Origin of the sequence: Actinoallomurus rhizosphaericola, from assembly GCF_024055675.1 — a bacterium.
GTDB lineage: Bacteria > Actinomycetota > Actinomycetes > Streptosporangiales > Streptosporangiaceae > Actinoallomurus > Actinoallomurus soli.
Genome location: NZ_JAMXMW010000016.1, coordinates 24,479 through 42,772, shown reverse-complemented (window position 1 = coordinate 42,772; position 18,294 = coordinate 24,479). Strand labels below are relative to the sequence as shown.

The 18,294-nt window shown below is 70.3% G+C and carries 19 protein-coding genes; 12 read left to right on the top strand and 7 right to left on the bottom strand.

Translation table 11 applies throughout. The features are described from left to right. The first annotated feature begins 85 nt into the window (after nt 1-85). Both NE234_RS30450 and NE234_RS30445 read left to right on the top strand, forming a co-directional pair. The gene (locus NE234_RS30450) at nt 86-2,560 is read left to right on the top strand and encodes a M4 family metallopeptidase (protein WP_252784236.1); all 2,475 of its coding nucleotides are present in this window, start codon (nt 86-88) and stop codon (nt 2,558-2,560) included. A gap of 63 nt (nt 2,561-2,623) precedes the next feature. Then, complete coding sequence (locus NE234_RS30445) at nt 2,624-3,997, top strand: M1 family metallopeptidase (RefSeq protein WP_252784234.1); 1,374 nt, start codon at nt 2,624-2,626, stop codon at nt 3,995-3,997. 4 nt (nt 3,998-4,001) lie between these two features. On the opposite strand, the gene NE234_RS30440 is transcribed toward NE234_RS30445, so the two are convergent. Beyond that, entirely contained in the window at nt 4,002-5,045 is a 1,044-nt protein-coding gene (locus NE234_RS30440) for a DUF3068 domain-containing protein (RefSeq protein ID WP_252784233.1), read from the bottom strand. 131 nt (nt 5,046-5,176) lie between these two features. On the opposite strand from NE234_RS30440, the gene NE234_RS30435 reads away from it, so the two are divergent. Beyond that, nucleotides 5,177-5,914 (top strand): class I SAM-dependent methyltransferase, encoded by a 738-nt coding sequence (locus NE234_RS30435; protein WP_252784232.1) that lies wholly within the window; start codon nt 5,177-5,179, stop codon nt 5,912-5,914. Further along, on the top strand, nt 5,911-7,155 hold the full coding sequence (locus NE234_RS30430; protein WP_252784231.1) for an acyltransferase family protein: 1,245 nt from the start codon (nt 5,911-5,913) through the stop codon (nt 7,153-7,155). Before NE234_RS30435 ends, NE234_RS30430 begins: the two co-directional genes overlap by 4 nt. A gap of 30 nt (nt 7,156-7,185) precedes the next feature. On the opposite strand, the gene NE234_RS30425 is transcribed toward NE234_RS30430, so the two are convergent. Further along, nucleotides 7,186-7,698, bottom strand: coding sequence for a cupin domain-containing protein (locus NE234_RS30425; protein ID WP_252784229.1), 513 nt, complete (start codon nt 7,696-7,698; stop codon nt 7,186-7,188). A gap of 113 nt (nt 7,699-7,811) precedes the next feature. On the opposite strand from NE234_RS30425, the gene NE234_RS30420 reads away from it, so the two are divergent. Next, a complete protein-coding gene (locus NE234_RS30420) occupies nt 7,812-8,387 on the top strand; it encodes a TetR/AcrR family transcriptional regulator (protein ID WP_252784227.1) in 576 nt (191 codons plus the stop codon). Between the two features lie 124 nt (nt 8,388-8,511). Further along, on the top strand, nt 8,512-9,093 hold the full coding sequence (locus tag NE234_RS30415) for an SMI1/KNR4 family protein (RefSeq protein WP_252784225.1): 582 nt from the start codon (nt 8,512-8,514) through the stop codon (nt 9,091-9,093). Nucleotides 9,094-9,186: 93 nt separating this feature from the next. On the opposite strand, the gene NE234_RS30410 is transcribed toward NE234_RS30415, so the two are convergent. Next, nucleotides 9,187-9,591 carry a winged helix-turn-helix transcriptional regulator gene (locus NE234_RS30410; RefSeq protein WP_252784223.1) on the bottom strand — a complete coding sequence of 135 codons (405 nt, stop codon included), beginning with the start codon at nt 9,589-9,591 and terminating at the stop codon, nt 9,187-9,189. A 127-nt stretch (nt 9,592-9,718) separates the two neighbouring features. Between NE234_RS30410 and NE234_RS30405 the strand changes: the two genes are divergently transcribed. Together NE234_RS30405 and NE234_RS30400 are read left to right on the top strand one after the other, a co-directional pair. Continuing rightward, a complete protein-coding gene (locus tag NE234_RS30405; protein ID WP_252784221.1) occupies nt 9,719-10,576 on the top strand; it encodes an SDR family oxidoreductase in 858 nt (285 codons plus the stop codon). Between the two features lie 73 nt (nt 10,577-10,649). Beyond that, nucleotides 10,650-11,636: an SMP-30/gluconolactonase/LRE family protein gene (locus NE234_RS30400; RefSeq protein WP_252784220.1), complete on the top strand. Its 987-nt coding sequence runs from the start codon at nt 10,650-10,652 to the stop codon at nt 11,634-11,636. 96 nt (nt 11,637-11,732) lie between these two features. Here the strand turns inward: NE234_RS30400 and NE234_RS30395 are convergent, their stop codons facing one another. Then, the gene (locus tag NE234_RS30395) at nt 11,733-13,397 is read right to left on the bottom strand and encodes a hypothetical protein (RefSeq protein ID WP_252784218.1); all 1,665 of its coding nucleotides are present in this window, start codon (nt 13,395-13,397) and stop codon (nt 11,733-11,735) included. Nucleotides 13,398-13,674: 277 nt separating this feature from the next. On the opposite strand from NE234_RS30395, the gene NE234_RS30390 reads away from it, so the two are divergent. Both NE234_RS30390 and NE234_RS30385 read left to right on the top strand, forming a co-directional pair. After that, entirely contained in the window at nt 13,675-14,172 is a 498-nt protein-coding gene (locus tag NE234_RS30390; RefSeq protein WP_252784217.1) for an RNA polymerase sigma factor, read from the top strand. Beyond that, nucleotides 14,165-15,172, top strand: a complete 1,008-nt coding sequence (locus tag NE234_RS30385; protein WP_252784216.1) for a CU044_5270 family protein — start codon at nt 14,165-14,167, stop codon at nt 15,170-15,172. The genes NE234_RS30390 and NE234_RS30385 overlap by 8 nt, the downstream gene beginning before the upstream one ends. A 56-nt stretch (nt 15,173-15,228) precedes the next feature. Here NE234_RS30385 and NE234_RS30380 read toward each other — a convergent pair whose 3' ends face one another. Further along, on the bottom strand, nt 15,229-15,678 hold the full coding sequence (locus NE234_RS30380) for a MarR family winged helix-turn-helix transcriptional regulator (protein WP_252784214.1): 450 nt from the start codon (nt 15,676-15,678) through the stop codon (nt 15,229-15,231). A gap of 86 nt (nt 15,679-15,764) precedes the next feature. On the opposite strand from NE234_RS30380, the gene NE234_RS30375 reads away from it, so the two are divergent. After that, the gene (locus NE234_RS30375) at nt 15,765-16,721 is read left to right on the top strand and encodes an NAD-dependent epimerase/dehydratase family protein (RefSeq protein ID WP_252784212.1); all 957 of its coding nucleotides are present in this window, start codon (nt 15,765-15,767) and stop codon (nt 16,719-16,721) included. A 36-nt stretch (nt 16,722-16,757) separates the two neighbouring features. Here NE234_RS30375 and NE234_RS46110 read toward each other — a convergent pair whose 3' ends face one another. Both NE234_RS46110 and NE234_RS30370 read right to left on the bottom strand, forming a co-directional pair. Continuing rightward, nucleotides 16,758-16,865: a DUF397 domain-containing protein gene (locus tag NE234_RS46110; RefSeq protein ID WP_406567094.1), complete on the bottom strand. Its 108-nt coding sequence runs from the start codon at nt 16,863-16,865 to the stop codon at nt 16,758-16,760. A 5-nt stretch (nt 16,866-16,870) separates the two neighbouring features. Then, nucleotides 16,871-17,680, bottom strand: coding sequence for a helix-turn-helix domain-containing protein (locus tag NE234_RS30370; RefSeq protein WP_252784211.1), 810 nt, complete (start codon nt 17,678-17,680; stop codon nt 16,871-16,873). Between the two features lie 142 nt (nt 17,681-17,822). On the opposite strand from NE234_RS30370, the gene NE234_RS30365 reads away from it, so the two are divergent. Continuing rightward, nucleotides 17,823-18,206, top strand: coding sequence for an ATP-binding protein (locus NE234_RS30365; protein WP_252784209.1), 384 nt, complete (start codon nt 17,823-17,825; stop codon nt 18,204-18,206). The last annotated feature ends 88 nt before the right edge of the window (nt 18,207-18,294 follow it).

Genomic DNA, 18,294 nt, shown 5'->3' with positions numbered 1-18,294 from the left:
CCAAACCGGAAGGCCGAGACCCTGCCCCTTCCGCCTGCCCGCGATGGCGCGGGCCCACCCCCTTGGCGAAAGGATTTCCCCGCTCATGTCCAAACGACGCATCGCGACGGTGTCGGCCACGGCCGTCATCGCCGTCGCAGGCGGATTGCTGACGGCTCCGGCCGTCACCGCCGCCCCGTCCCAGGTTCCCGTGAAGGCCCCCGCCAAACCACAGCCGGCCGGGCGTTCGGCGTTCACGCCGAGCGACTTCACGGTGAAAACGTCCCCCTCCTCCCACGACCAGGTCGTCGCCCAGGCGCGTAAGGCCCTCGCGGCGCACAAGAGCGCCGGGCACGTGAAGTCGGGTGACGCCTTCACGCCGCGCACGGTCGTGGTCGACAAGAACGGCGCGGCCGACGTCCGGTTCGACCGGACGTTCCACGGCCTGCCGGTCTACGGCGGCGACCTGATCGTCCACCTCAAGCCGGGCGGCACGTACCGCGCGCTGAACACGGCGACCCCCGCCTCGGCCGTGTCCACGACGCCGCACGTCGCCGCCGCCGACGCGGCCCGTACCTCGCGGGCGCAGCTCGCCGGCACGGTGTCCTCGGTCGGCACGCCGCACCTCGCCGTGTGGGCCACCGGCCGGTCCTCCCAGCTGGTGTGGGAGACCGTCGTACGCGGCGTGCGCGCCGACCGTACGCCGAGCGTGCTGCACGTCCTGGTGGACGCGACCAAGGGCAAGGTCGTGACCAAGCGGGACGAGATCGACACGTTCCTGTCTCCGGCGCAGCAGCGCGCCGCCGAGGCGCGCGCCAAGGCCGCGCCGAACGGCGGGGTCGGCCCCCTCACCGCGGGCACCGGCAACTCGATCTACAGCGGCACGGTGCCGATCGACCTGACGCAGTCCGGCAGCACGTGGACGATGAAGGACCCGTCGCACGGCAACGGGTACACCACGAACCTGAACCACGCGACGAGCGGCACCGGCACGACGTTCAGCAACTCGACCGGGACGTTCGGGAACGGGACCAACAGCGACCCGGCCTCGGCCGGCGTCGACGCGCACTACGGCGCGGCGGAGACGTTCGACTACTACAAGAACGTCCAGGGCCGTAACGGCATCTTCGGCAACGGCGCGGGCGTGCCGTCCCGTACGCACTACGGGAACGCCTACGTCAACGCGTTCTGGGACGGCTCCCAGATGACGTACGGCGACGGCTCCGGCAACTCCCGTCCCCTCGTCGAGATCGACGTCGCCGGCCACGAGATGAGCCACGGCGTCAGCGGCGCGCTCACCGGCTGGGACGAGACCGGCGAGACCGGCGGCATGAACGAGGGCACCAGCGACATCTTCGGCACCATGGTGGAGTTCTACGCGAACAACGCCAAGGACACGCCCGACTACACGATGGGCGAGCTGATCAACATCAACGGCGACGGCAAGCCGCTGCGCTACATGTACCAGCCGTCGCTCGACGGCAGTTCCCCGAACTGCTACACGAGCAGCAACGGTTCGCTGGACCCGCACTACTCGCTCGGCCCACTGGCGCACTGGTTCTTCCTGCTGGCCGTCGGCAGCGGTGACCACGGCTACGGCAACAGCCCGACGTGCAACAACTCCACGGTCACCGGCATCGGCAACGACAAGGCCGGCAAGATCTGGTACAAGGCGCTCGCATCGTACGCCAGCAGCAGTGAGAACTACTCCCGGGCGCGGACCGACTCGCTGAAGGCCGCCGCCGACCTGTACGGCGCGCACTGCACCGAGTACAACACCGTGGACGCCGCCTGGGCGGCGGTCAGCGTCACCGGCTCCGACCCGGTCCCCGGCACCTGCTCCGGCCAGCCCGGAAGCCCGTCGGTGACCAACCCCGGCAACCAGACCACCACGGTCGGCACCGCGGTCAGCCTGCAGATCCAGGCCAGCGACCCGAACGGGCAGACGCTGACCTACAGCGCGACGGGCCTGCCCGCCGGGCTATCGATCAACTCCTCCACCGGCCTGATCTCCGGCACGCCCACGACGGCCGGGACCTCCTCGGTCACCGTGACGGCCAGGGACACCTCCGGCGCGACCGGCACCACGACGTTCACCTGGACCGTGAATCCGGTCGGCGGCGGGTGCTCCTCGCCGGGCAACAAGGTGAGCAACGGCGGGTTCGAGAGCGGCACCTCACCGTGGACGACGACCTCCGGCGTCGTCTCGACCAGCGGCAGTGGTGAGAGCCCGCACTCGGGCAGCTACTTCGCCTGGCTGGACGGGTACGGCACCACCCACACCGACAGCGCCACCCAGTCGGTGACGATCCCGTCCGGCTGCAGCGCCTCGCTCAGCTTCTGGCTGCACATCGACACGAGCGAGACCGGCAGCACGGTCTACGACAAGCTGACGGTCAAGGTCGGCAGCACGACCCTGGCCACCTACAGCAACGTCAACGCCGCGTCCGGATACACGCAGAAGACCTTCGACGTGTCGTCCTACGCGGGCCAGACCGTGACGCTATCGTTCAGCGGCACCGAGGACTCGGGCCTGCAGACGAGCTTCACCATCGACGACGTCGCCATCAACGCATCCTGACCGTGATCCATCGGGGCCCCGCGCGTCACCCGCGCGGGGCCCTCTTCATCACCAGGAGTTCCCTTGAAGAAGGCTTTGCTCGCGCTGGTCGCCTCGGCGGCGACGGCGCTGACCCCGATCGGCGCGGCCCACGCCGCGGCCCCGCACACGGCGCCCGGCGGGTCCGCGACGCTCGCGGACAGCGTACGAACGCCGGCGTCGCCGTCGTACACGGTCAACCTGACCAGCAACTCCAGCGGCTCCACCTGGACCGGCCACGAGAGCGTGAGCTTCACGAACGCCTCGGCCACCCCGCTCACCGAGGTCTACCTGCGGCTGTGGGACAACTACCACGGCAGCTGCCCGTCGACGCCCATCACGGTCTCGAACGTCACGGGCGGCACCGCCGGCTCCCTCGAGGTCGGCTGCACCGCGCTGAAGGTCACCCTGCCGAGCCCGCTGAACCAGGGGCAGAGCGGCTCGATCGGGTTCGACCTGAGCATCGTGGTCCCGAGCGGCGTCGACCGGTTCGGCCGCGACGGGTCGTACAACTTCCTCGGCAACGCCCTGCCGGTCCTGGCCATCCGGGACGCGTCGGGCTGGCACCTGGACCCGTACACCGACAACGGCGAGTCGTTCTACAGCCTCGCCAGTGACTTCACGGTCACGCTGGACCACCCGAGCTCGATCAGCGTCCCCGCGACCGGGACGTCGGTGGACACGCCCGGCTCCTCCGGCCGGACGGTCACGACGGCGACCGCGAAGCAGGTCCGCGACTTCGCCTGGGCGGCCGGGCCGTTCGGCCTCGTCTCCGGCACGTCGCCGAACGGCGTGAAGATCAACGTCTACCGGGTGAGCTCGATCAGCTCCAGCTCGGCGAACTCGATGCTGAGCACGGCCAAGTCCGCGATCGACGCGCACAGCGGGCGGTTCGGCGCGTACCCGTACGGCGAGGTCGACGTCGTGCTGGACAACGGCTACTGGTTCGGCGGCATGGAGTACCCCGGCTTCGTCCTGGACCTGGTCAGCTCGACCGCGCTCGCGCACGAGCTGGCGCACCAGTGGTGGTACGGCATCGTCGGCGACGACGAGTACAACAGCCCGTGGCTGGACGAGGCGTTCGCCGACTACTCCACGGACCTGTACCAGGGCCTCACCGGGTCGGGCTGCTGGAACAACGTCTCCTGGGCGTCGTCCGCCGAGAAGATCACCAACTCCATGGCGTACTGGGACGCGCACTCCAGCCGGTACAGCACGGTCGTGTACTCCTACGGCAAGTGCGCGCTCCACGACCTGCGCCGGCTGATCGGCACGACCGCGATGACCAACCTGCTGCGCAGTTACGCGCAGTCCCACTGGTACGGCGTGTCGACGACGGCGGAGTTCAAGGCGGCGGCCCAGGCCGCGACCTCGACCGACCTGACGTCCTTCTGGACGCAGCACCGCATCGACGGCTGATCGGTCAGTTTCCGGACCGAGGGCGGGCGGCCTGGCTCGGGCCGTCCGCCTTCGTCGTGCTCGCGCTCTCGTCGGCGCCGTCGGGCAACGGAATGATCGTCTCGCGTCCGGGGATCGCCAGCACGAGCCCGACGACGAGCAGGACCAGCCCGAGGGCCGCGCCGCCGATCGGGACGATCGCCCGGAACGCCGCGATCTTCAGCGCCTGGTCCTTGTTGATCTTGGCGAGGGCCTTCTGGCTCGCGTCGGTCATCCTCAGGTCCAGGTTCGCGGCGACGAGCCGGTCCACGCCGTCCTTGGTGCGGAGCGTGGTCCGGACCTTCTGCTCCTGGTTCACCTGGCCGCCGGTGCGCGGGTCCACCCAGAGCGTCACGGTGGCGTCGTAGACGCGGTCGACGGCGACGTTCCCGGTCTTCTTGTCATAGCCCGGGAGCTTCTTGGGGTTCTTCACCTTCAGCAGCGAGGCGGGCAGGCCGCCCTTGACGGACTCGGTGCCCGTCGGGGGGATCCGCTGCACGAAGCGGTACGTCTTGATGCCCTGGACCCGTTCCTCCCCCTCGAAGACCGCGGGCCAGGTCCGCTTCGTCGAGATGTCGAAGTAGGGGTAGGAGCGCTTCTTCACGCCGATCGGCCAGAACATCCCGATCCCGGACTGCCGGACGCCGGTGTCGCTGCCCACCGACGCGCCCTTGATGTTGTAGAGCGTCCCGGTCCGGCGGTCGAAGGCGGCGCGCTGCTGCTGGATCTCGACGCTCTTCTTCGTCGCGGGGTCCTCGATGGAGGTGAAGGAGTCCCACACGGCGATCTTGTTGGTGGCGGCGCGCGCGTCGCCGCGGACGGTGTTCACCGCCCGCAGGCGCACGCCGTCGCGCATCTTGAGGGTGGCGGTGTCGAGGTACGAGGCGCCGGTGGCCTCCAGCGTCGACTGCTGGAAGAAGTTCGCCGGGGCGGCGATCACCTGGTTCGCGACGTAGAACCGCACCAGCGTGGCGAGGGCGAGGAAGAAGGCCGCGACTCCGACCAGGACCAATCCGACATTGCGCCGCACACTTGACCTCCTGCTCGCCGTGAACCGCATCGTAGAGGACGAAAAGGGCGACGCACCCTTGGGCTCAAGTGCCGTGATGAGTACGTTACCGAGGCGTAGGATTGCCGCTTCGCCGCCCCGGAGGTCCCCCCGTGCCGCCCGCTCCCCACCGCGCGACGCTCGCCCGCTCGGTGCGCCTGCTGCGCGCCTTCCGCGACGAGCAGTCCGACCCGGAGGGGTTCTACCGCCTGCTGGCCGCCGACACCGTCGCCCAGCTCGGCCGGTACGCCTCCCTCGACGGCGCGACCGTGGCGGACGTCGGCAGCGGCCCCGGATTCTTCACCACCGCGCTGCGGAGGGCGGGCGCCCGGTGCGTCGGCGTCGAGTGCGACGCCGGGGAGCTGACCCTCCACGGCCCGCCCCCGCCCGGCACTGTGCTCGGCACCGCGCTCAGCCTGCCGCTCGCCACCGGCTCCGTCGACGTGTGCTTCTCCTCGAACGTGCTCGAACACGTTCCCGACCCCTGGCGGATGGGCGCGGAGATGATCCGGGTGGTCCGGCCCGGCGGGGTCGTCTTCCTCGCCTTCACGAACTGGCTGTCCCCCTGGGGCGGCCACGAGACCTCGCCCTGGCACTACCTCGGCGGCCACCGCGCCGCCCGGCGGTACGAACGGGGGCACGGCCGGCCGCCCAAGAACCGGTACGGCCACAGCCTCCACCCCGTCTCGGTCGGCGCCGCCCTCACCTGGGCGCGCGGCCGCGACGACGTCACGGTCGAGGCGGCCCTACCCCGCTACCTCCCCGGCTGGGCGGCCCCGGTGGTCCGCGTCCCCGGCGTCCGTGAGTTCCTCACCTGGAACCTCCTCCTGGTGCTGCAGAAGACGCCATGACCACGACGACCACCGAGGAGCGGACACCGGACCCGCCGCCGGCCGACCTGCCCAGGATCTCCGGCCACCAGGACGCCCTGGACGGCGTACGGGCCGTCGCCGCGCTCGCGGTCCTCGTCTTCCACGTCGCCGCGGACACGGGCCACACCCTCAGGGACGACCCGACGGCCTGGCTCGTGTCCGGCGCCGGGATCGGCGTCCCGGTCTTCTTCACCCTGTCCGGCCTGCTCCTGTACCGCCCGTGGGCCGCCGCCCTGCTGCTCGACGGCCACGACCGGCCGCGTACGGGCCGGTTCCTGTGGCGGCGCGCCGTCCGCATCCTGCCCGCGTACTGGCTCGTCGTCGTCTTCGCGATGGTCACCATCCTGACGGACCACACGCGCGACCCGTGGACGTGGCTGAAGCTGCTGACCCTGACCTACCCGTACGACCCGCACCCGTGGTGGCACACGTACCTCGGCCCGTCCGGGCTCGGCCAGATGTGGAGCCTCACGGTCGAGGCCGCCTGGTACGCGCTGCTGCCCGTCACCGCCGCCCTCCTCGGCCGGTACGCCCGCCGGGCCGGCGAGGACACCGGTGTTCGGGCCCGGCGCCTGCTCCGCGGCATCGCGGTCTACGCGGCGGTCTCCTTCGTCTTCACGATCTTCATGTTCACGCCGCGCCTGTCCGTCCAGCTCGGCGTTTTCCTGCCCCGCTACTGCGCCTGGTTCGCGATCGGCATGGCCCTGTCCGTCCTGACGGTCTGGGCCCGTACGGGCGCCGAGGCGCCGGTCCGGTTCTGCCGCACGATCGCGCGGTCCTGGGGCACCTGCTGGGCCATCGCCGGCGTCCTGTACTGCGTCGCGGCGTCCCCGCTGACCGGCCCCACCGACATGGTCACCCTCGACTCGACCTGGACGTCGGAGCTGCGCGTCCTGCTGTACGGCCTGGTCGCGGCCTTCTTCGTCGCCCCGGTCGCCCTCGCCGGCCCGGACGACGCCGGCGTTCATCGCATCCTCGGCAACCGCGTCATGCGCTTCCTCGGCCGTATCTCCTACGGCGTCTTCCTCTGGCAGCTCGCGGTCTCCGTCACCTGGTACCGCGCCACCGGCCACGCCGCCTTCACCGGCGGCTTCCTCACCGCCTTCCCCGCCATCACCGCCATCACCCTGGCGGCCGCGACGCTCAGCTTCCACGCCATCGAGAAGCCCGCCCTCCGCCTCACTCGCAAGAGACGCGAACGACGCACGCCGCCTCGGTGAAATGCCGCCGAGGACGATCCCGCCGCCTGATCAGGCTCGGCCGGCGAGATAGGTCGGCGGAATCATCTGGTCGGCGGCCAGTGGTGGACCGAGGATGGTCTGGCCGGTGGACTCGGCCGCCGCGGCCAGGACGGCCGGCGTGATCTCCCAACCGTCAGGCTTCGGACGCGAGAGGTCCCAGCCCGCCGCGCGAAAGAACTCCTCAGTGCCTGCGGGGGTGCAGATGGCGAGCATGTCCACGGAATCGGAGGTGAACCGGTAGGCGTGCGGGATGTTGCGCGGCAGCAGCGCGACACCGCCCTCCGACAGTTCATAGCGGTCCTCACCGACCCAGAAGATGCCGCTCCCCTTCAGGAGAACGACGATTTCATCCTCTCGGTCGTGGACGTGCACCGGCGATGCCGTTCTTCCTGCCGTCTCGGAGCGCAGCATCGTCAGCCGTCCGTCGGTCTTGGCTCCGTCGAGCAGGATGCGCATGGCCCCGCCGCCGAGCCACTCCAGTTGCTCATGCTCGGCCGCCTGGGCCAGGTAAGGGATGCTCATATATTCATTAGAGCACACTATATTCAATGCCGCCCTAGAATCGGATCTTCGGACGTTGGGCGGGGGAGGTCATGGCGAGCCGATACCACTCTCCGCGGCGCTCCTCGGCCGCGGTGGCGACCCGCGAGGCGATCCTGCGCCACGCCCTCGACCTGTTCCTCGAACGCGGCTACGGCGCCACCACCGTCTCCGACATCGCTCGCGCCGCCCAGGTGGCCACACCGACGGTGTACGCGAGCGCGGGCGGTAAGGCCGCGTTGTTCGCCCTGTTGCTGAAACCCGCCATCAACGATCCTGCGGCGGCCGAGGCCGCGGCCGAAGCCCGTCGAGCGGAAGATCCGCGACACGTCCTCGCCCTGTGCGCGAAGGGCGCGCGACTCGGGCAGGAACGCTACTGGGACCTGGTCTACGGCTTGATGCGCCGCCCGCCCGAGGACGATCTGGCACTCGAGGCCGTCACTGAAGTGGTGGCCAAGTGCCGCGAGGCACTCACCGCGATAGCCGAACACCTGATGGACCTCGGCGCGCTGAAGACGGGTGTCGGCCTGACCGAGGCGGCGGACACGCTGTGGTTCTATTTCGGCCAGAACGCCTGGTGCAGCCTGGTCGGCGATTCGGGGTGGACGTTCGATCGAGCGGAGGAATGGCTCCTGCGAGCCGCCATCCGCGACCTCCTACCGGAAACGTGAGCCGGGTGACCTCTGCGGGCGCGCCGGCGGGACCGCCGAGACTTTGGTCGTCCTGACGACGAAAAGTCTCGGCGGCGAGCGATTGCTCCCATTTCCGTCCGGGGCGATCAATAGGGTGCCCGGCATGAGCGAATCGAACGACGCGTCCCGGTTGACCACACCTCAGGAATGGCGGAGCTACCTGCGTGATTACAGCGAGCTCTATCTGCGGGCCTATCCGGCCGAAGACCGTGGTCCGGAGCAGGCGAGAGGCTGGATGGGCCGCGAGCCGGCCACCGAGGAGGCCGTTGCGGCCGCCGAGCAGCGGCTCGGCGTCCGGTTCCCGCCGAGCTATCGCAGCTTCCTGCTGACCAGCGACGGCTGGGACGAGGCCGGCCGCTGGATCGGCCCCGTCGAATCCTGCGACGAGGTCGCATGGCTGCGCGACACCGACTGGGGCGAGGAGTTCATCGAGATTTACAGCGAGGAGGGGATCGACGACTACGTGGCGGTCTTTCAGCGGACGCTGAAGATCAGCAACGGCGAGGACTGCTGGTTCCTCGACCCGACGGAGGTCGGCCCGGACGGCGAGTTCGCCGGCTACCTGTTCGAGCCGAAGTACGGCGAGCTGTACAGATTCGCCAGTTTCGCCGACCTGTTTCAGAACAACCGGCGCTTCCTCCAGGAAACGGCCGCAGACGCCGAAAGCGCCGCCGCCGGGAATTGACTCGCGCCTTCGAGAGGTACGGCAACACGCCGCATGGCGGCCAGGCCCCTGCGGTTACGGCCCGCCCGGCCGATCCAGGCCGTTCATTCGCACTCAGCTGACGCGCTCGGTATCGGCGTCGTACTCCTCGCGGGCGGCGATGACCTCGGCGATGTGCTGCACCGACCAGTCCGTGAGCGCCCGCAGAGGCTCCCGGAGCGTCTGGCCGAGCGGAGTCAGCGCGTACTCCACGCGCGCCGGCACGGTCGGGTACACCGTTCGCCGGACTATGCCGTCGCGTTCGAGGGCGCGCAGCGTCTGGGTGAGCATCTTCTCACTCACTCCCGACAGCTGCTTCCGCAGCTGGGTGTAGCGGCACACCCCGTGCCTGCCGAGCTCGCCCAGCACGAGAACCGTCCATTTGTCGCCGATCCGGTCAAGCACCTCCCGCGACGGGCAGCCACGCTCGTACGGGTCCCACGACGTTGTCGGCTCGGTCACACCCTGGTCGGTCGCCACACGCTCACCTCGATGCTCTCCTTTGGGTGGCCACCCTACCGAAAAGTGGCTACTTCCCAGAAGAGAGCAATCAGGTCACCTTGGATCCGTCACGCCGCGGGAGGCCGTGGCGGAAAGGAGATCATCAATGTCGATCGTTGTGACCGGAGCGACCGGTCATCTGGGCAGGCTCGCCGTCGAGGCGCTGTTGCGGCGCGGGGTGCCGGCCTCGGACGTCGTCGCGACCGGCCGGGACACCGCCGGGATCAAGGACCTGGCCGACCGCGGTGTCGTGGTGCGCCGGGCCGACTTCGGCGACCCGGACAGCCTCGCGGCGGCCTTCGCGGGAGCCGACAAGCTGCTGCTGATCTCGACCACCACCGTGGACGAGCGCCTCGGCAACCATCGGCGTGCCATCGACGCCGCGCTGGCCGCGGGAGTGTCCCTGGTGGCGTACACGAGCATGACGCACGCGGACACCGCCACCACGATCCTTGCCGCCACCCACCGCGCCACCGAGGAGTACCTGCGTGAGCGCGAGGTCCCCAGTGTGCTGCTGCGCAACAGCTGGTACCTGGAGAACTACACCGCCCAGCTGCCCATGGTCCTCCGGTACGGCGCCGTCATCGGGGCGGCGGGCGAGGGCAGGGTCAGCGCGGCGTCCCGCGCCGACTTCGCCGAGGCCGCCGCGGCCGTACTGACCACCGAAGGCCACACCGGCGCGGTGTACGAGCTGGGCGGCGACCAGGCGTTCACCCTGGCCGAACTCGCCGCGACGGTCTCGGCCGCCACCGGCAAGCCGATCGCCTACACCGATCTGCCGGCGGACAAGCTCGCCGAGGCGCTGACCGGCGCGGGCCTGCCCGCCGAGCTGGCGCACGTCCTCGCCGACGCCGACCTCGGCCTGGGCCGCGGCGAGCTGTTCACCGACTCCGGCGACCTGAGCCGCCTCATCGGACGGCCCACCACCTCCCTGGCCGACGCGGTCGCCGACGCGCTGCGCTGACCCACGTCCCCGGCGCCGGACGCGACCACCGCGCACCCGGCCGTCTCCCGAATCAACCGGAAGGTCTTTCACGATGTCCACCCGCACCACCGCACGCGCCACGTGGCGGCGTGCGCTGTTCACCCTCACCGCGACGTCCACCGCACTGGCCGCCCTCACGCTTCCCGCCACCGCCGCGACGACCCAAGATCGCGCGAAGGGCGCCTACTCGATCACGCTCAACGGCAACAACGCCTTCCCCGAAAGCGTCGCGGCCGACAGCAACTACGTCTACACCGGCAGCATCGACGACGGCACCATCTACCGCGGGCGCGTCGGGGCGACGACGCTCGAGCCCTTCCTGCCGGGCGGCCGGGACGGCCGTACCCAGGCCACCGGGATCAAGATCACCGGCAACCGCCTGCTGGTCGCCGGCGCCTTCACCGGACGCTTCTTCATCTACACCGACACCGGAAGGCTCGTTTCCTCCTATACCGTCCCCGACACGGGCGAGCCGACCCTCGTCAACGACGAGGCCGTCACCGCCAACGGGGACGTCTACATCACCGACTCCTTCCGCGCCGTCGTCTACCGGATCCCGGCCGCCGAGGTCGACGCCCCCGCCACCGGCGCCCACCGGACCCTTCAGGCGGCCTACCACCTGCCGGACTACGTGACCGGCCAGTCCAACGGCAACGGCATCGTCGCCACCCCCGACGGCAAGTCCCTGATCATCGGCTACTGGTACAGCGGTGCGCTCTACCGGCTCACCCTCGCCACCGGCGAAGTCCACAAGATCGCCGCACCGGCCCTGACCAGCGCCGACGGCATCACGCGGCGAGGAAACACCCTGTACATCGCCCGTTCCGTGAACAACGAGGTCGCCACGGTGCGGCTCTCCAGCGATGACACCCGGGCCACCGTCGTCTCCGAACGCACCTACCCAGGTGCCGACACGACCACCGGCGTCGCCGTGAGCGGGGACCGGCTGCTGGTGACCAACTCCCAGATGGACACCTACCTGTACGGCACTCCGCTGACCAGCCCGGTGTTCACCCTCGAGAGCCTGCCCCTGCGCTGACGCCTCCCCTGCCCGGGCGTGGGAGCCCGCCACCTCCACCTCGGGCCGGCCAGGCCCACGATCGGGGCCCGGCCGGCGGGCGAACCGAGCCGGTGATCAGCTCTTGATCCCGTACGCGCGGATCAGAGTCTGTTCGACACCGTCGGCGGTGGCACGGAACGAGACGTATCCCGTGGTGGGATTGTGGACGGTCGCCGTCCAGGCGGTGCCGCTCTTCTCCACCGGCAGCGTCTGCCAGGACCTGCCGTCGTCGTAGGAGACGTCGAGGGTGAGCCGCCGCGTGGCGCCGTCGACCTTCACGGTGACCGGTTGCTCGGCGCCGGCCCGGGCGCGGCTGCGCAGGTCCAGTGGTGTGTCGTAACCGATCGTGGGCAGCGCCAGGGGCTCGGTGTTCTTCACCGCGAGCGTCCACACGGCGTGCTGCCTCGTGGACAGGTCGGAGCGGGGGGCCTTCCGCGTGGCGTCGATGGTGAGGGTGTAGCGGCCCGGCTTCGGAGCGGGCCAGCCATGGGCCATGCCCGGCTGGTCGCTGGTGGCCACGACCTTGCCGTCCGCGTCACGCAGGACCGAGGTGCCCGTCATCCCGGTGACGGGCGCGAGGGGCCCGCCGGCCGTCGAGGTGGCGAGCACCGACACGGCGAGCGCGGGTTCGGCGTCGTCGCCGCCCGTTCCCCAGATGGCCCTCGCGGGCGCGGAGTCGAACCGCCCGAACCCGAAGGGCCCGACGTTCCACGCCCGCTCGTACGCACCGGCACGGGGGAACGTCTCGACGCGCGTCCACGCCTCCGTGTCGTCCGGGGCGAAGGAGCAGTCCGCGCCGGTGAAGCCGGTGTTCATCTCCCAGGGAACCCCGGGGGTGAAGTACTCGGTGCGGGTGGCCGGCACCGCGCCGACGCTCTCGGGGAAGGACGTGCCGAATCCGGTCCAGGCCGCGCCGACGTACTCGCTCGCGCAGCCGTCGCCCTGGGGGACGCCGTACGTCGTGCGCACCGCGGCCAGGTCCTCGGTCCGGGCCCGTACGCCGGGGTCCTGCGGGACCCGGTCGCGGTCGATCGCCGCGACGTTGTACAGCCACGGGCTGCCCTTCTCCACGCCTCCCCTGGTCAGCATCGCGTGCGTGCGGACGACCAGTCCCGGCTCGGCTACGGTGGGCGTGACGTAGCCGTGGACCACGTCGACGAGAGCGATCGGGTCGACGGTCTCGGTGCCGATCCTCTGTCCGATGGACAGCACGCCGCCGAGGACACGGGAGTCCGTACGATCCACGACCGCGTTGATCGGTACCGCCTCGCGGGCGTCGAGGAGCACCCTGGTCGAGGAGGTGACGGACACGCGTGGCCGGTAGACGAGCGCCGTGGAGGTCACGCCGTCCGCCTCGTGGGTCTGCACCCAGGTCATGACCGCGTAGTCGCCCGCGGGGATCTCGCCGGCCGTGTGCCCGTCGGCGAGGTCGGCGCCGATCCAGTCGCCGCCCGCCAGCGGGGCGAACGTGACGCTGGAGTCGTCGGCGGTCGCGGGGGCGTCGCCGTGCCGGTCGAGGACGTCGATCGTGACGGAGACGGCGCCGGCCGCCCTCGTTCGGGAGGCACCGAGGGGCACGGTCCGGCGGGCCGGGCCGTCGGCGACCGGATGCTTCGTGAAGTCGAGGACGTGGCGGGACGTCCGCCGTTCGACGGGCGCGGCACCGGCGGGGGACGCCGCGACCATGCCGGCGGCCAGTGCGGCGACCGCTCCCACGGCGGCGGCTCTTCTGACGATCAAAGAGGTCTCCTCTGGAGGGTGGCCGCGCGAGTCGCGGCCGACCGTGATTGCCCGATGCCACCGCCGCCCTCACGGCCTCGGCCGCGCGGCCCCGGAAAAATCGCCGTGAAGACGAAGTCCGGGTCCGGGCAATGACCGGTGACCTCGCAACCACACGGAAGGCACCAGATGCATGGCCGTTGCAGACCCCTCCGCGCCCGGAACCGCGCGAATGCCTGCTGAGCCCACCGACGCGGAGGTGATCGAAAGATCCCGGGACGAGCCCGAGGGATTCTCCGTGATCTTCGATCGGTACTACGCGCGAATTCACCGGTACGTGTCCTCCCGGCTCGGCCCCAGCGCCGCCGACGACGTCGCCGCGGACACCTTCCTGGCCGCCTTCGACCAGCGCCGGCGATACGACCTGACACGGCCGGAGGCGGGCGCCTGGCTCTTCGGCATCGCCACCAACCTCATCGGCCGTCATCGGCGCTCCGAGGTGCGCCGGTACCGGGCGATGGCGCGGGTGGACGTCCGTGACGACGGCGGCTCCCACGACGACAAGGTCGCCGACAGGGTCAGCGCCGAACGCATGCAGCCACGGCTGGCCGCCGCGCTGGCCGCCCTGTCCAAGGGCGACCGGGACGTACTCCTGCTGGTCGCATGCGGGCAGCTCGCGTACGACGAGGTGGCCCTCGCCCTCGGCATTCCCGCCGGAACCGTCGGCTCGCGGCTGAACCGCGCCAAGAAACGACTTCGCACGACTCTCGGTAAGGAGATGTACGTCCATGGATGAGATGTCCATGCTGCGCGACCACCATGACGCCCAGCCGGCGCCTTCACCCGCCGCGGTCCGCGCGGCGCGGGCACGGCTCGCGGCGCGTGCGCGGTCCCGCCGTCGGGCGGTGCCCCGTCTCGGCCGGCTCTCGCTGGGAATCGGCGCCCTCGGCGTGGCGGCCTGCACCGGCCTCGTCGTCGTCCAGGCGACCGGTGACGGCGAACACGGTCGTACGCTGAACGCCGTACCGGCCGCCGCGGTGCAGGTGCTGGACAGGGCCGCCACGGCCGCCCGCCGGCAGCCCGACCCGCGCCCCCGGGCCGATCAGTACGTCTTCGCGGAGTCACTGGACGGCGGCTACGCGTCCGGTCCCGGGTATGCGCCCAGGTGGCAGGACATGCGGCGCAGGATCTGGCTTCCCGTGGACGGCCGGCGGGAGGGACTGCTGCGGGAGCGCAGGACCGCCGGCGGCGGTTCCACCACCGGCGGGTGGACCACCACGGCGCTGAAGCAGCCGGGTGGCGGGCCCCTGGGCGACCCGAACAACTACACCTCGCTCGACCGGCTCTCCCGCGACCCCGGCAAGCTGCTCGCGCAGCTCCACCAGCGGTATCCGGCGCAGCACAGCGCCGACCCGGCTCGTGACCGGAGCGCCGACGAGCAGGTCTTCGACGGCATCAGGGGAATGGTGGCGGAGAGCTACCTGCCGCCTTCACTGCAGGCGGCGCTGTTCCAGGCGACGAAGAGGATCAAGGGCATCACTCTGGTCGGTGACTCGACCGACGCCGCGGGACGGCACGGCGTCGCCGTGGCCCTCACCTTCCGGGAAGGCATCCGCGAGGAGATCATCTTCGACCGGAGGACGTACGCCCCTCTCGGCTCCCGCACCGTGCTCGCCGACGCGGCCGCGTATCACCGCCTCTTCGCCGATCTGAAGGGCGTCCCGCAGGGCCGAACGCTGTCCGCCGCCGCCCTGCTGAGCACGAGGATCGTCGACGGCCCCGGTCGCCTCACCTGACGACGAGCCGCCCGGCACGCGGCGGGAACCGCACCGCGTGCCGGGCATGACCGGGGTCACCCATGCTCCCCGCCAGAGTCGGCCTGGCCCGCGCCGAGCTGCTGAAGGATCTTGGTGAGCGCGGTACGGAGGTGGTCGCGTTCCTCGTCGGTGAGGGTGGCGGTCGCGTGCTCCTCCAGGCGGCGGCGGGCCTCCTTGATGGGCTGCCGGGCGGCGCGGGCGCGATCGGTCAGGTAGAGGCGGACGAGCCGGCCGTCGTTCGGGTCACGGCGCCGGGTGAGCAGTCCGGCGGCCTCCATGCGCGTGGCGGTGTTCACGATCGTCGGCGTGGTGATGGGCAGGCGGGCCCGTGAGGCCACCTCGCCCGGCGTGAGGCCGTCGGTCTCCCAGAGCGCCTCCAGGATGAGGTTCTGGCCGATCCGGACGCCGTGCCGGCTCATCGCCTCATCGGAGGCCGCCTGCAGCAGTTTGTGCGCCCGGACCAGCAGCGTCAGGAAGTCGTCCACCTCTCGATCCTAAAGGTCGGTTGCATGCTAATGACACGCCCGCTACGGTCTCATTAGCAAGCTAACGATCTTCTTGGAGACCTGGCATGATCCTGATCACCGGCGGGCTCGGCTTCATCGGCTCCCACACCGCCCGCGCCCTGCTCGACCTCGGCGAGTCCTGCGTGCTCACCCGGCACCGTACGGCCCGGATCCCCGCCTTCCTCGAAGAGGAGGTCGGCCGGCGGGTCTTCGTCGAACCGCTCGACGTCACCGACCCGGAAGCACTGCTGGAGCTCGGCAGGCGCCACCCCATCACCGGCATCGTGCACCTCGCCGCGGTGTTCTTCCGTGACCCTTCCCCTATCGATGAGGTGCAGGCCAACACGCTCGGTCTGCTGAACGTGCTGCGGGCGGCCACCGAATGGGGCGTACCGCGTGTGAGCCTCGCGAGCACGATCGGCGTCTACCTCGGAGTGGACGACACCGCGCTCCGCGAGGACGTGCCGCTGTCGATGACCGCCTCGCACCCGATCCCCGCGGGCAAGAAGAGCGCCGAGCTGCTGGCGGGCACGATCGCCGAGCGGTCGGAGTTCGAGGCGGTCAACCTGCGCATCGGGGCGATCTGGGGGCCGCTGGGCCGCCCCGAGTCGCCGTTCTTCCCGGTGCCCCGCCTCGTGCACGCCGCGGTGAGGGGCGAGCCCGCCGACTTCTCCCCGCCGCGCCGACCCGCGTACGCCGACGACGGCGGCGACTACTGCTACGTCAGGGACTGCGGCCGCGCCATCGCCCTGCTCCAGACCGCGCCGAGCCTGCATCACCGCACGTACAACGTCGGCTCCGGCCACGTGACGAGGAACGCCGACGTCGTCGACGCGATCCGTACGGTCATCCCGGACGCGGCGATCGACCTGCCCGCCGGTCGCGGCCCCGGCACTCCCGCCGAGGACCAGTACCTCGACACCACCCGGCTCCGCCAGGACACCGGCTTCACGCCCGCGTACGACACGAAACGCGCCGTCCAGGACTACATCGCCTGGCTCAACGCGGGCCACGAACGCTGAGAACCGTACTCCCAGCCAGACGAAGTGAACCTGGGGTCAGGCTCCGCGCCGATCGCTGTCATCGAATACCGCGACCTCGACACAGGTACCGCCCTCCTGGCCGCTCCGGGCGCTCTTCCGCCAGCCGAGGATGGGTGAGTCCATCTTCGTCACGTCCCTTCCATGAGGGCTCGGATCAGATCGGCCGACGCGGCCGCAGACAGGGCAGCGGATCTGATCAGGTCGAACATCACCTTAAGTCCCTCGATCGGCTTGCGCTGCTCGATCAGTGGGCCATGGCCGTTAACGGCCTCCGCGTAACCCAGGTCAGGCGCTTCATCGAAGCTGAAGATGGTGAAGCCTCCGGACGGATAGACCGGCGCATCCTCCGGCAGGATGTGGATCGTGATGTTCGGTCGTTCCGCCAGCTCTAGCAGTCGCGCGTACTGCTCTCGCATCACCTCGGGGCCGCCCACGACTCTTCGTAGCGCCGATTCCGAGAGGACGAACACCAGCCATGGCGCGTCCTTCCGATCGAGGATCTCCTGGCGAGCCAGCCGGGCCGCGACGAGTTGCTCCAGCTTCTCGTCCGGCTGCCCTGCGCGCAGCACCTCCCGTGCGTAAGCCTCGGTCTGCAGCAGACCTGTGATCAGCAGCGGGTCGAAGAGGCGGATGGAGGCGGCGCGGGCTTCGGCGGCGACGTAGTCGCGGAACCAGCTGGGGGTCTGTTCGCGGCGGACGTGCCACCAGAGCTCTTCGAAGTAGGCGTCGAGGCCGAAGAGCTCGTCGAAGCCCTTGGACATCTCCGGGGTGGTCGGCCGTTTGGCGGTCTCGATGTGACCGATCATCTGGCCGGTCACCCCGAATCGTGCTCCTAATGCGTCTTGGGAGAGATTGGCCTTTTTCCGGTAATACCGGAGGCGGTAGCCGTACTGCGCGATCGCCGAGACACGCGGATCGAGTTCTCGTTCCCGTCCCATCGATTCGACCTCCCGTGCCGACGGTTTGAATCTGTAGCAGCGAAACCGTACTGACGGTAAACGCCGCGCGACACGCTGAGGAAGCAATCCCTTCAGCGACCTGCGAGGGGTAGGAGAAATCGTCGACCGCGGAGGAAGTCTCGTGATCGAATCGCGTCTTCCGTATGAAATCTCTCTCAGCCCGAACGTGGCGGCGGCGCCCTGCGCCCGTCTCGTACTCAAAGATCGGTTGCAGGAGTGGGGCCTGACCGAACTGCTGGAGGACGCGGGCACCGTCACGGGTGAGCTCGTCGCCAACGCGGCCAGGCTCGGCGAGGTGTTCGCGTTCCGGCTGATCCCGGAGGACGGTGCCCTGCTCATCGAGGTGGTGGACTCATCACCGGAGGAGCCTCGGATCAGAGACGCGTTCGGGGACTCCGACGCGGAGGGCGGACGGGGTCTGTTGATCGTCGACGCGCTCGCCGCCGGCTGGGGAGTCCGCCGAGAGGGCTCGCGAAAGGTCGTGTGGGCCCGGGTGGCACGATGACGGTCGGCGACATCGAGACGGAACTGTGCGGCCTCCGGCGCGCCCATCCGGGGTGGCTCATCCTTTTCGGCGCGTATACCCACCGCTA